The sequence below is a fragment of the Streptomyces chartreusis genome (genome assembly GCF_008704715.1).
GTDB lineage: Bacteria > Actinomycetota > Actinomycetes > Streptomycetales > Streptomycetaceae > Streptomyces > Streptomyces chartreusis.
In genome coordinates this window covers 3,529,292-3,541,392 of sequence record NZ_CP023689.1, presented here as the reverse complement: position 1 = coordinate 3,541,392, position 12,101 = coordinate 3,529,292, and the positions used below count along the sequence as shown (strand labels likewise).

General features: G+C 71.3%; 8 protein-coding genes. 5 read left to right on the top strand and 3 right to left on the bottom strand.

Annotated features, from left to right (window positions below):
• Positions 1-32 precede the first annotated feature (32 nt).
• The 4 genes from CP983_RS14845 (at position 33) to moeZ (ending at position 4,997) form a co-directional block, all read left to right on the top strand.
• A complete protein-coding gene (locus tag CP983_RS14845; protein WP_229914880.1) occupies positions 33-1,316 on the top strand; it encodes a hypothetical protein in 1,284 nt (427 codons plus the stop codon).
• A 652-nt stretch (positions 1,317-1,968) separates the two neighbouring features.
• On the top strand, positions 1,969-2,988 hold the full coding sequence (locus tag CP983_RS14840) for an SDR family oxidoreductase (RefSeq protein ID WP_150499854.1): 1,020 nt from the start codon (positions 1,969-1,971) through the stop codon (positions 2,986-2,988).
• Positions 2,976-3,755 (top strand): spherulation-specific family 4 protein, encoded by a 780-nt coding sequence (locus CP983_RS14835; protein WP_107903079.1) that lies wholly within the window; start codon positions 2,976-2,978, stop codon positions 3,753-3,755. Before CP983_RS14840 ends, CP983_RS14835 begins: the two co-directional genes overlap by 13 nt.
• A 63-nt stretch (positions 3,756-3,818) precedes the next feature.
• The gene (gene moeZ, locus CP983_RS14830) at positions 3,819-4,997 is read left to right on the top strand and encodes an adenylyltransferase/sulfurtransferase MoeZ (RefSeq protein WP_107903077.1); all 1,179 of its coding nucleotides are present in this window, start codon (positions 3,819-3,821) and stop codon (positions 4,995-4,997) included.
• A gap of 83 nt (positions 4,998-5,080) precedes the next feature.
• On the opposite strand, the gene CP983_RS14825 is transcribed toward moeZ, so the two are convergent.
• From CP983_RS14825 to CP983_RS14815, 3 genes are all read right to left on the bottom strand, one after another.
• A complete protein-coding gene (locus CP983_RS14825) occupies positions 5,081-6,631 on the bottom strand; it encodes an alpha/beta hydrolase (protein WP_150499853.1) in 1,551 nt (516 codons plus the stop codon).
• A 166-nt stretch (positions 6,632-6,797) separates the two neighbouring features.
• Positions 6,798-8,348, bottom strand: a complete 1,551-nt coding sequence (locus tag CP983_RS14820) for an alpha/beta hydrolase (protein WP_150499852.1) — start codon at positions 8,346-8,348, stop codon at positions 6,798-6,800.
• A 180-nt stretch (positions 8,349-8,528) separates the two neighbouring features.
• On the bottom strand, positions 8,529-11,342 hold the full coding sequence (locus CP983_RS14815; RefSeq protein ID WP_150499851.1) for a lysylphosphatidylglycerol synthase transmembrane domain-containing protein: 2,814 nt from the start codon (positions 11,340-11,342) through the stop codon (positions 8,529-8,531).
• Positions 11,343-11,528: 186 nt separating this feature from the next.
• Between CP983_RS14815 and CP983_RS44435 the strand changes: the two genes are divergently transcribed.
• Positions 11,529-11,957, top strand: coding sequence for an MGMT family protein (locus tag CP983_RS44435; RefSeq protein ID WP_229914879.1), 429 nt, complete (start codon positions 11,529-11,531; stop codon positions 11,955-11,957).
• Positions 11,958-12,101: the final 144 nt, after the last annotated feature.

Sequence of the window (12,101 nt, the reverse complement as noted above, 5' to 3'; positions counted from 1 at the left end):
GGTGGCGCTCGGTGGACGGGGCCGGGGGTGTGATGAGTGGATTGGATGGCGGCGACCGTCTCCTGAGCGGCCCGGGTGGTCTCGATCGGCCCGCCGCTCCGAGCAGTCCCGGGGCGTGGGACGAGCGGTCGGAGGAGTGGCTCGGGGCGGGCGAGAGCGTACGGGATGACCAGGCGACCGGCGCTTCCTCCGTAGCCCCCGCCGAGGGATCGGCCTCTGCCCCGCGCCCCAACCGTCGAGGCGGCGCCGATCCGGTCAAGGCCCTGATGCACCGCCACCGCGAGCTGTGCGAACGCGCGGTGGACCCCCTGGAGATCGCCGCCGGCCTCGAAGCCCACGGCGTCACCGACCGCACGGCCGCCCGCTTCCTGCACCGGGACGTCTTCTCCCTGGCGGAGGAGATGTACGCCCGGACGTCCCGGGACGCGGAAACTCCCCAGGATGCCCAGCCCCTCACCACCCCCCGCGCACGAGCCGACTGGATGGTCCTCACCCTCCTCCCCGGCGCCCTCTGCGCGGCGGCCGTGACCGGCATGCACCTCACCGATGGCCAGAACCGCCTGATCGCGGCCGCCGTGGGAGTCCTCGCCGTGATCCTCGCCCTGCGCGCGGCCGTCGCCCGTGGCCCCCTGGCCGGCGAGCACGCCGCCCGCCCCACGGCCACCCGGATCTGCTGGCTCCTCGGCTACGCCCTCCTGGGCGACGGCCTCCTCCAGGCAGCCGTCGCCGGCGGCCCCGATCACCTCCCCGCCGGTACGCCCGACGGCCCCTGGCCCCTCACGGTCGCCCCCGTCCTGGCCCTCGCCCTCTCCTGCGCGCCCGCCGCCTGGTGCGCCCACCTCCTCGCCGTACGGGCCCGCCACAAACTCTCGGCCAGCCGCGCCCTGAAGGACTTCGCCACCTCGGCGAAGCCCCTGCTCCTGGCCACCCTCGCCCTCTACCTCGGCGCCCTGACGGCCCTGCTCGCGGTGACCGCCACCGCCCTCGACGAGCCCGCCGCCTACGCCCAGACCCTCACGCTGGGCGCCCTCCTGTTCCTGTCCCGTCTCCTCACCACCCACGGCTTCACCCACGCTCCCGCCCTGGTACTCACCGCGGCGGCCTCGGCCGAGGTGACCGCCCTGGCGACCGTCTTCGCCGCCCGCCTCCCCGGCTGCGACTGGCTGGGGACCCCCGTACAGACGCTCCTCGACGTATGGGGCCCGGCCGCCATCCCCACGATGGCCTGCGGGGCAGGAGCCCTGACGCTGCTGCTGCACGCGATGCGCACCCTGACCAGGGCGTCCGCGCACACGAGGGCGGACGACGCATGCTGACGCACCACCACCCCATGACGACCCGCCGCACCCGTGTACGGCGGGAAGCGGAAGCGCCGGGGCGTGTCCACCCACGGCGGCCCGCCCCCACACCGCCGCATGTCCGACGGTCCCCAGCCACCACCGGACCCGGCACGGACACCCCCGGCGCGGCCCGATCCACCCGGTACGTCCGGTGGCCCCGAACCGTCACCGACCCGAACTCGGACACTCCCGGCGCGGCCCCACTCGCCCGGCCCGTCCGACAGCACCGGACCCGGCACGGAGGCCCCGGTGCAGCCCGACCCGCTCGGCACGTCCGGTGGCCCCGAACCGCCACCGCACCGAGCACGCACACCCCCGGCGCGGCCCCATCCGCCCGGCCTGTCCGACAGCACCGGACCCGGCACGGAGGCCCCGGTGCAGCCCGACCCGCTCGGCCCGTCCGGTGGCCCCGAACCGCCACCGCACCGAGCACGCACACCCCCGGCGCGGCCCCATCCGCCCGGCACCCCCGCAGGCCACGACAAGCGCACCCCCACCGAGCCGCGCGCGTCACCGCCGGCAACGCCCCCCACAGAACCGCCGTAACCCTCCTGCCCGAAGTACTCGAAGGAGACCCCCAAATGATCACCTCCCGATCCGACCTCCCCTCGGCCCCGGGAGCCGCGCGATGAGAGTTCTGCTGATCGGAGCCAACGGCTATCTGGGCCGCTTCGTGGCCGACCGCCTCCTCGCCGACCCCGCGGTCCAACTCACCGCGCTGGGCCGCGGCGACGACGCCGACGTCCGTTTCGACCTCGCGTCCGGCAGCCCCGGCGCCCTCACCCGCTTCCTCGACGCGGTACACCCCGGCGTCGTCATCAACTGCGCCGGCGCCACGAGGGGCGGTGCCCGCGATCTCACCCGCCACAACACCGTCGCCGTGGCCACCGTCTGCGAGGCCCTGCGGCGCAGCGGCTGCGGCGCCCGCCTCGTCCAGATCGGCTGCGGCGCCGAATACGGCCCGAGCCAGCCCGGCTCCTCCACGGCCGAGGACGCCGTCCCCCGCCCCGGCGGCCCGTACGGCGTCAGCAAACTCGCCGCCACCGAACTGGTCCTGGGCTCCGGCCTGGACGCCGTCGTCCTGCGCGTCTTCTCACCCGCGGGCCCCGGCACCCCCGCCGGCTCTCCTCTCGGCCGACTCGCCGAGGCCATGCGCCGCGCGATGCAGTCCGGCGACGGCGAGCTCAAACTGACCGGCCTCGGCGCCCAACGCGACTTCGTCGACGTCCGCGACGTGGCCCGCGCCGTGCACGCCGCCTCGCTCTCCGCCGCCCAGGGCGTCATCAACATCGGCTCCGGCCGCGCCGTCCGGCTCCGCGACGCCGCCGCCATCCTCGCCCGCGTGGCCGGCTACGGCGGCGCCCTCCACGAACTCGACGGCCCGCCCGGCCCGCTGCGTCCGACCATCGGCCACCCACGGTCCGACCCGGACCACGCGACCCATGCGGCCCACGCGTCCGCGCACACCGCACACGCGGTCCACTCGACGCACGCGGCTCACGCCGCCCCCGTCGCCTACCCCGACGGCTGCGGCAGCTGGCAGCAGGCCGACGTACGCACCGCACGCGACCGGCTCGGCTGGCGCCCCCGGATCAACCTCGAGGAATCCCTGGGCGACATCTGGATGGAGGCGGCATGCCGTATCTGACCGGCATGAAACGGACCACGCCGAGCACCGGTCTGCGCACCGGTCTCGGCGTGCCGGGCTATGCCCACCCCCTCCTCGCCCCCACCGAATGGGCCGAACTCGCCCGCCCCGGCACCCCCTTGGACTGGGTCGTCCTCAACGTCGCCGACGGCCCCGGCGCCCGCCCCGACCCGCACTGCCTCGAAGCCGCCGGCCGGCTCCGCAACGCGGGGATCCGTGTCCTGGGCAATCTCGACACCGCCCACCTCGACCGGATCCACCTCGGCACCACCCACGGCGCCCGCGTCTTCGGCGAAGTGATCTCCAAGGCGCACCGCTACCTGGACTGGTACCGAGTCGACGGCTTCCTCCTGGACCGCTGCCCGACCGACGGCACCGCACTGCCCGAGGTCCTGCGCACCATCACCGCCCTGCGAGGGCTGCGTGACAAGGCCCACATAGTCCTGGGTCACGGGACCCACCCCCACCCCGGCTACGCCGAGTGCGCCGACCAGCTCGTCACCTTCTCCGGCCCGTGGCGCGACTACCGCTGGTCGCAGGTCGCGGAGTGGACGGCGGACTATCCCCCTGACCGTTTCTGCCATTTCGTCCATGGAGTGCCCCTCGGCCACCTCGACGAGGCACTGCGCATCGCGCGCTGGCAGGGCGCCGCGACGATCTGGTTCACCGACCACACGGACCGGGGCGGGCGCACCGATCCATGGGAGACCATGCCCGGCTACTGGGACGAAATCGTCTCGCGGATCGGAACAGGTGTCTCGGAATGAAAAAGGCCATGGCACTGTTACCAGGAGAACAATCGTAGTGATCGACCGACCAACGGAGTCCCCGTGTCGCTGCCACCCCTGGTCGAGCCGGCCCCCGAGCTCACCGTAGACGAGGTTCGCAGGTACTCCCGCCACCTGATCATCCCCGATGTCGGGATGGACGGGCAGAAGCGGCTGAAGAACGCCAAGGTGCTCTGTGTGGGCGCCGGCGGCCTGGGCTCGCCGGCGCTGATGTACCTGGCCGCCGCGGGCGTCGGCACGCTCGGCATCGTGGAGTTCGACGAGGTCGACGAGTCGAACCTCCAGCGCCAGATCATCCACAGCCAGTCCGACATCGGCCGCTCCAAGGCCGAGTCCGCCCGTGACAGCGTCAAGGGCATCAACCCGTACGTGAACGTGATCCTCCACGAAGAGCGGCTCGAGGCCGACAACGTGATGGACATCTTCAGCCAGTACGACCTGATCGTCGACGGCACGGACAACTTCGCGACCCGCTACCTGGTCAACGACGCCTGCGTGCTGCTGAACAAGCCGTACGTGTGGGGCTCGATCTACCGCTTCGACGGCCAGGCCTCCGTCTTCTGGTCCGAGCACGGCCCCTGCTACCGCTGCCTCTACCCGGAGCCCCCGCCGCCGGGCATGGTCCCCTCCTGCGCCGAGGGCGGCGTGCTGGGCGTGCTGTGCGCGTCCATCGGCTCCATCCAGGTCAACGAGGCCATCAAGCTGCTCGCGGGCATCGGCGAGCCGCTGGTCGGCCGCCTGATGATCTACGACGCCCTGGAGATGCAGTACCGCCAGGTCAAGGTCCGCAAGGACCCGAACTGCGCCGTCTGCGGCGAGAACCCCACCGTCACCGAGCTCATCGACTACGAGGCCTTCTGCGGCGTCGTCTCCGAGGAGGCCCAGGAGGCCGCCGCCGGCTCGACGATCACTCCGAAGCAGCTCAAGGAGTGGATCGACGACGGCGAGAACATCGACATCATCGACGTCCGCGAGATCAACGAGTACGAGATCGTCTCGATCCCCGGCGCCCGACTGATCCCGAAGAACGAGTTCCTCATGGGCACCGCCCTGGAGAGCCTCCCGCAGGACAAGAAGATCGTCCTGCACTGCAAGACGGGTGTCCGCAGTGCGGAAGTTCTCGCGGTCCTGAAGTCCGCGGGCTTCGCCGACGCCGTCCATGTGGGCGGCGGCGTGATCGGCTGGGTCAACCAGATCGAGCCGGACAAGCCGGTCTACTGAGCGGACTGCCTCGCCCGCAGGGCGAGCACTGCTCCAGCGGCGGGGGCTTCGCGCACCATGGGTGCCCGGAGCCCCCGCCGTCGTCATGAGCAGACCTTGCCGTCCTTCGGCACCGTCCCCTTGAGCAGATACGCGTTCACCGTGGAGTCGACGCAGCCGCTGCCCTTGCCGTACGCGGAGTGGCCCTCGCCCTGCCAGGTGAGCATCACACCGACGCCCTTGCCGAGTTCGTCGGCCATCCTGCGGGTGCCCTCGTAGGGCGTCGCCGGGTCGCCCGTGTTGCCGACCAGCAGGATCGGCGCCGCACCCGGCGCGCTGACCTCCGGAGTGTCGTACTGCCCGGCCACCGGCCAGTCGTGGCACCAGCCGCCCGTGTCCCAGCCGAGCATGGGACCGAACACCGGTGAGACCTTCTCGAACCGCGGCAGCAGCTTCTTCGTCTCCTCGACCGTCGGCCGCTGCTTGTCGTCCAGGCACGATATGACCCGTTGCGAGTGCGTCCCCGTGCCGTAGCGGCCCGACGCGTCACGGTCGTTGTAGTCGTCGCCGAGCGCCAGCAGTTCCGAGCCGTCGCCCCGCTCGGCCGCCTCCAGGGCGCTCGTCAGTGTCGGCCAGCTCGCCTCGCTGTACAGCGGCCTGATGATGCCGGTGAGCGCGAGCGACTCCGTGAGCTTGCGGTCGGAGGACGTCGGCATCGGGTTCGCGTCGATCCGCTTCAGCAGGTCCACGATCTTCTGGGTGCCGGCTTCCGCGCCCTGGCCGGTGGACTTCAGGTAGTTGTTCAACGCGCGCTGGAAGCCCCTGGCCTGGTTCTCGGTGTGCCCCTCCGAGTCGGCGCTCGGGTCGACGACCGCGTCCAGGATCATCCGTCCGACGGTGCCGGGGAACAAGTGGGCGTACACGCCGCCCAGTTCGGTGCCGTAGGAGATGCCGAAGTAGTGCATCTTCCTGTCGCCGAGGACCTGGCGGATCAGGTCCATGTCGCGAGCGGTGTCGGTGGTCGACACATGTGCCATCAGCTGCCCCTCGGCCTTCTGGCAGCCCTTGCCGAACGCGATGGCGTCCTGGAAGTACGCGGTCTCCTCGGCCGGGGTGTCCGGTGTGATGTCCACCGACTCGGAGGCCTGGATCTCCTTGTCGCTGCGGCAGCGCACGCCCTCGCTGGCGCCGACCCCGCGCGGGTCGAAGCTCACCAGGTCGTACCGCTTGCCCAGTTCGGAGGCGCTGTCGGCGTACCACGGCATCGTGGAAACCCCCGAGCTGCCGGGGCCGCCGAAGTTGAACAGGAGCGAGCCGATGCGGTCCTCGCCCGTGGCCTTGGTGCGGATCAGGGCGACGTCGATCGTCCTGCCTTCCGGCTTCGCCCAGTCCAATGGTGTCTTCAGCGTCGCGCACCGCCACTCGTCGCCGGGCGCGGGGGAGTCCCCGGTCGCCTTGCAGTCGCCCCAGTCGAGCTTCTGCGCGGTCAGGGAGGACGGCAACGCGGTTGCGGACGAGCCGGTGGAGGGCGCCGAAGAATCCGCGTCGCTCGTTCTGTCACCGGTCTGCGCGCCGTCGGACGAGCTGCCGCTGCACCCCGTCGCCAAGAGCGCGGAGGCGGCTGCCACGGCCGCCCACCGTACGAAACGCGTCATGTCGCTTCCCCCCTCGCAGGCCGTCCGCGCTGTGCCGCGGATGGCGGTCAGGCCATAGTAGGCGGATCACGAACTGGCCGTCGCAGCCTGTGGATAACTCTCTGACCTGCGCATTCGTGAGGGTTGCGGCTCGGATTCCCACGCATTCGGGCTCGCTGGGGCAGTCTCAGGAGCACACCGTGCCGGCCTTCGGGACCCTCCCGTCCAGCAGATAGCCGTTCACCGCGTCCTGCACGCACTTGTTCTTGCTGTCGTAGGCGCCGTGCCCCTGTCCCTTGTACGTCAGCTCGACACCGACGCCCTTCCCGAGTGCCTGCGCCATCTTCTGCGCGCCCTCGTACGGCGTGGCCGGGTCGCCCGTGTTGCCGACGACGAGGATCGGCGCCGAACCGGGCGCGCTGACGTCGGGATGCTCGGCGGCCCCTTCCACCGCCCAGTCGGTGCAGCTGAGCATGGACCAGGCGAGGGGCTCGCCGAACAGGGGCGAGGCGGACCGGAATTCGGGCAGCTTCCCCTCCACGTACTGGGGCGTGTACCGCGGTTTGTCGTCGGCGCAGTTGATCGAGATGTTGGCGGCGGTGATGTTGCTGTACTCGCCGTTGTCGCTGCGCCCGTTCAGCGAGTCCGACAGCAGCATCAGGGTCATGCCGTTGCCGTCGTACGCCTCCTCGAGACCCTGGGTGAGATAGGGCCAGAAGTCCTTCGAGTACAGCGCCTGGAGGATGCCGTTGGTCGCGGCGGACTCGGTCAGCTGGCGTGGGAAGATCCCCTCGATCGGCTTCCTGTCGAGGTCCTTCAGCAGCTTCGCGATGCGGTCCTTCACGTCCTGGGCGGTGTCCCCGATCGGGCAGTCCTCGACCTGGGAGGTGCAGTCCGCGGCGAAGTTGTCGAGCGCGAGCTGGAAGCCCTCGGCCTGCCCGAGCGTCCCCTGCTCGGCGTTCTGCGTCGGGTCGACCACCGCGTCGAAGACCGCGCGGCCCACCTTCTTGGGGAACAGATGGGCGTAGACACCGCCGAGTTCGGTGCCGTAGGAGATGCCGAAGTAGTGCAGTTTGTCGTCGCCGAGCACCTGGCGCATCAGGTCCATGTCGCGCGCCGCCTCGGTGGTGGCCACGTGCGGCAGCATCTCCCCGGAGTTCTTCTCGCAGGCCGCGTTGAACCTCTTGGTGCTGTCCACGAGTTCGGTCTTCTCGGCTGTGTCGTCCGGTGTGGTGTCCTGCTGGAAGTAGGCGTCGAGTTGCTGGTCGTCCTCGCACAGCACCGGAGCGCTGCGGCCGACCCCGCGCGGGTCGAAGCTCACCAGGTCGTAGCGGGTGCGCAGCTTCTCGTACAGGTCGCCGAAGGCGGGCAGCGTGGTGACTCCGGAGCCGCCGGGGCCGCCGAAGTTGAAGATCAGCGAGCCGATGCGCCGGTTCTCGGCGCCGCTGGACTTCACCCGGATCAGATCGATGCCGATCGTGTCGCCCTCGGGGTCGTCCCAGTCCCGGGGTGCCTTCATCGTGGCGCACTCCCAGGTGCCGTCGGCCGGCAGCGGAGACGGACTGCCTCCGCCGCCCTGCGCCTGGGAGGGGGCCGGGCAGGCCTTCCAGTCCAGGTCCTGAGCCGTCAGGTCCTCGTCGTTCCCGGAGTCGTCGCCGCTGCAACCGGCCAGCAGGGAGGAGAGCAGCAGAGCGGTGGCGGTCAGGGCAGCGGCGCGCATCCGGGGAGGCTTCGGCATGCTCCCATCCTGAGGTCGTACGTGGTGGGGCGCTCGGGGCACGGGCCGTACGAGGTACGGCGGCGCCTCACCTTCCGGGCCCTTACAACGTACGGCGACCGGGTCCTCGTACGGCAAGGCCCCAGGGCGTCTCCCGTCGCCGTGCCCGGCCTGCGCGGACTCGTCCGCGCCCCACTCGCGCTACAGCGCGCCCTTACGGCTCAGGTGGTTGAAGGCCAGCCAGCCCGGCAGGACCGGCAGCCACAGGGTCAGCAGACGGAACAGCAGCACCGCGGGCGCGGCGACCTCGCTGGGCAGGCCCACGGCGATCAGACCGACGGTCAGGGTCGCCTCCACCGCGCCCACACCGCCCGGGGTCGGGGCGGCGGAGCCGAGCGCGTTGCCCGCGAGGAAGACGACCGCGACGCTGGCGATGCTGAGCGAGGTCCCCTCGCTGCCGAACGCCCGGATCGAAGCATCCAGGCACATCACGAAGCAGGCCGTCAGCAGCAGCATGCCGCCGATGCCGGTGACCAGCTTCTGCGGCCGCTGGAGCACGTCGAGCATGCGCGGTACGACACCCGCGAAGAGCGACCTCACGCGCGTGACGACGAACTTCCGCAGGAACGGCACCGAGGTCACCACGAGCACCAGCACCGCGACCGTCAGCAGACCCGCGATGACGGTCCGGGACGGCGACAGCGACGGCGTCTTCTCGGTACCGGTCAGATAGCCGAAGGACAGCAGCATCAGGATGTGGCAGCCGAGCCCGAACAGCTGCGAGGCGCCGACACTCGCCACCGCGAGCCCCGGCCGCACTCCCGAGCGCTGGAGGAAGCGCGTGTTCAGGGCGACGCCACCGACCGCGGCCGGCGCGACGATCTTCACGAACGACCCGGCGACCTGCGCCGCCACGGTCTGCCGGAACGGCACCCGCTCGGGCACGAACCCCAGCAGCGCCATGGCCGCCGCGAAGTAGCTGGCCGCCGAGAACAGCACCGCCGCGGCCACCCAGCCCCACTGGGCGTTGGCGACGAGCGGGCCGAACTCGATGTGCGTGAGCTGCGTCAGCAGGAAGTACGCGCCGATGGCACCGGCGATGACGCTGATCAGCGTGCGCGGGCGCACCCGCTCCAGGCGGGCCGGCTCTACCGGCGCCTGCGGCCTGATGCGCAGCACCTCGTGCCGGATCTGCGTGAGGAGATCCTCCTCGCGCGCCTCCTCCACGGCATCGTCGATGGCCCGCTTCTCGGCCCGCGCCTCCGCCCGCACGGCCTTCTTGTCCGGCTTGTCGAGCTTCGCGTCCGCCTTGTCGAGTACGACCTCGCTGCCGCCCGCCGCCTCCTCGCTACGGGCGTGCTTGGCCTGCCGGGACGCCTCCAGCACCGCCTCGCGCTCGCGCTGTGCCCGCTCACGGGCGAGCCGGCGCAGCGTCGCGCGCGTGGAGCGGCTCAGCGCGATGGGCTGGAGCATCGGCAGACAGTCGGCGACGGCGTCGGGGCCGAGCACGCTCACCGCCGAGGACACCGCGCGCTCGGCGCCGACGCGCAGGCCGAGCGTGACCAGCAGCTGGGAGATGTCCATGCGCAGCAGCAGAGTGTTCGTCGCGATCTCACCGATCCGCAGATCTGTGATGATCACTTTGCCGGAACGATCCACCAGAATCGCGTCGCCGACGAGCCTGCGATGCGCGATCCGCCGCGACTGCAACGCCTTGACCTGGCGCCAGGTGCCCTGCAGCAGATCGTCGGTGATCTCCTCGTCCGACAGTGAGTCCAGTGTGTGTCCGCCGGTGTGCTCGTAGACCAGCATCACGGCGTCCGGGCCGAGCTCGGAGGTGGCGATCAGCTTGGGCGCGTTCGCGCCGGCCGCGATGGCCGCGTAGGCGAGCAGGGCCTCCTGCTCCAGCGCCTGGCGCAGCGACTGGAGGCTGCTGCGGGTGGCGAAGCCGCGCAGCGTCAGATTGCGCCACGCGCGATAGAAGAAGCCCTGGGCCTGCTGCTCCCGGTCGACGACCGTCACGTCGAGCGGCGGGCCGTCCTCGAGCGTGACGAAGTAGCGCCGGCCGCGGTCGGTGGTCTCCTGGGTCTCGGAGATCTCCTCGCGGGCCGCGCTCACGGGCCGGAAGCCGACGTGCCTGAGGCCCGCCATCAGCGTCCGGCCGGTGGGGCGGACGTTGGGCGAGCCGACGGCGTACAGCGTGCCGTAGGCGACGGTCCAGCCGATCAGCAGCGTCAGGAGGATCGAGAACGGCGTGGTGTAGCCGGTGACCAGCATGGAGAAGGCGTACAGGACCAGGACCGCCCACAGGACCGCACGCCAGCGGGGTCTGCGGGACATGCCCACGGCCGTCATGTACGCGATGACCGGGGCGAGATAGCCGTGCACCGGGTCGGTGAGGGAGCCGACGTCGCCGGGCGAGGGCTGGGTGAGGGCGTCCCGGATGGAGTCAGGGGCGGCCCGCGCGACCCACAGGTCCGTGGCGAGTGTCACTCCGTGGGCGAGGACCGCGGCGAGGACGCCGTCTGCGATGCGCAGCCCGTCCCGCTTGATCAGCCGCTCGATCGCGAAGGCGACCGGCACCAGCAGGATCGCGATGCTGGAGACCAGCCCGGCCATCTTGCTGAAGACGTCGGGCGCCTGTCCGGTGCCCTTGTTGATGTCCTGCTCGAGTCCCGAGGTCGTGCCATGTGCGAACGCCGCGATCGCGAGGAGCAACGCGATGCCGAGCACGCCCACCAGGAGCCGCATCAGGTCCGACGGGCGGTGCACGCGCGCGGGGAGCAGCGGTTCGTCGCCCTCGACCTCGTCTGCGTGCACCTCGTCGAGTTCCACGTCGTAGGCGGCCTTGCCCTCGACGGCCTTGCGGCCGGCCTCGGTCGGGTCGGTGCCCTTGCCCGCCTCGTGCTTCGTGCCGCCGTCGGCGTCCTTCTCGTCGGCGTTCACGGTGTCCGGGCGCGACGAAGCGTCAGAGGTGCTCTCCGCGCCCTCCGGGTGCACACCCTGCTGCTTCATCGTCTCTTCTTGATCTCGTATCACCAGTCACCGCCCGCACGATGGTGGCATGCTCCACCGACACACGGGGGCATCAGGGTGCAAATGCGGGGGCGCACAGTCTGCCCGAAGCGCCGCCGCAGGGCGAGGGATACGCACAGTGGCGAGCGAGTCACATTGTCGGTGCCGTGGGGCAGGATGGGGCGGATGAGCGAGGAGAGCCTTCCGGACGACGCCCGCCCGGCCCAAGATGACGCCCGTCCGGAGTACACCGATGCCGGCCCGGAGCACGCCGCTGAGCTGCCGGAGTACGCCGAGCGGGTCCTCGAGGTCAGCGAGCTGATCCCGCCGGGGCGCGTCATGACGTACGGAGACGTCGCCGAATGGCTGGAAGAGGGCGGTCCCCGGCAGGTCGGCCGGGTGATGGCCCTCTACGGCGGAGCCGTGCCGTGGTGGCGCGTGGTCCGCTCGGACGGCGCCCTGCTGCCCGGCCACGAGCTCAGAGCCCTGGAGCAGTACCGCGCGGAGGGCACTCCCCTCAAGGAGGCGAGCAGAGCCGCCGAGGGCCACCTGCCGCGCCTGGACATGAAGCGGGCGCGGTGGGACGGCGGCGAACGCGCACAGGGTCACACCTGACAGCTTCCGACATCGCGGCGCCCGCCGTGTGACCCGTGATCCGTAAGGGGGAAACAGGGCACGCCCGTGACATGACGTACGTTCGTGAGGCGAGGGACACACGTGACACGAGTGGCCTGAGGGATGAATCGGAAGCCCTGCTTC

Coding starts and splice junctions, on each gene's coding strand:
- CP983_RS14845 (WP_229914880.1), top strand. CDS start 33: ATGAGTGGATTGGATGGCGGCGACCGTCTCCTGAGCGGCCCGGGTGGT.
- CP983_RS14840 (WP_150499854.1), top strand. CDS start 1,969: ATGAGAGTTCTGCTGATCGGAGCCAACGGCTATCTGGGCCGCTTCGTG.
- CP983_RS14835 (WP_107903079.1), top strand. CDS start 2,976: ATGCCGTATCTGACCGGCATGAAACGGACCACGCCGAGCACCGGTCTG.
- CP983_RS14825 (WP_150499853.1), bottom strand. CDS start 6,631: ATGACGCGTTTCGTACGGTGGGCGGCCGTGGCAGCCGCCTCCGCGCTC.
- CP983_RS14820 (WP_150499852.1), bottom strand. CDS start 8,348: ATGCCGAAGCCTCCCCGGATGCGCGCCGCTGCCCTGACCGCCACCGCT.
- CP983_RS14815 (WP_150499851.1), bottom strand. CDS start 11,342: ATGAAGCAGCAGGGTGTGCACCCGGAGGGCGCGGAGAGCACCTCTGAC.
- CP983_RS44435 (WP_229914879.1), top strand. CDS start 11,529: ATGAGCGAGGAGAGCCTTCCGGACGACGCCCGCCCGGCCCAAGATGAC.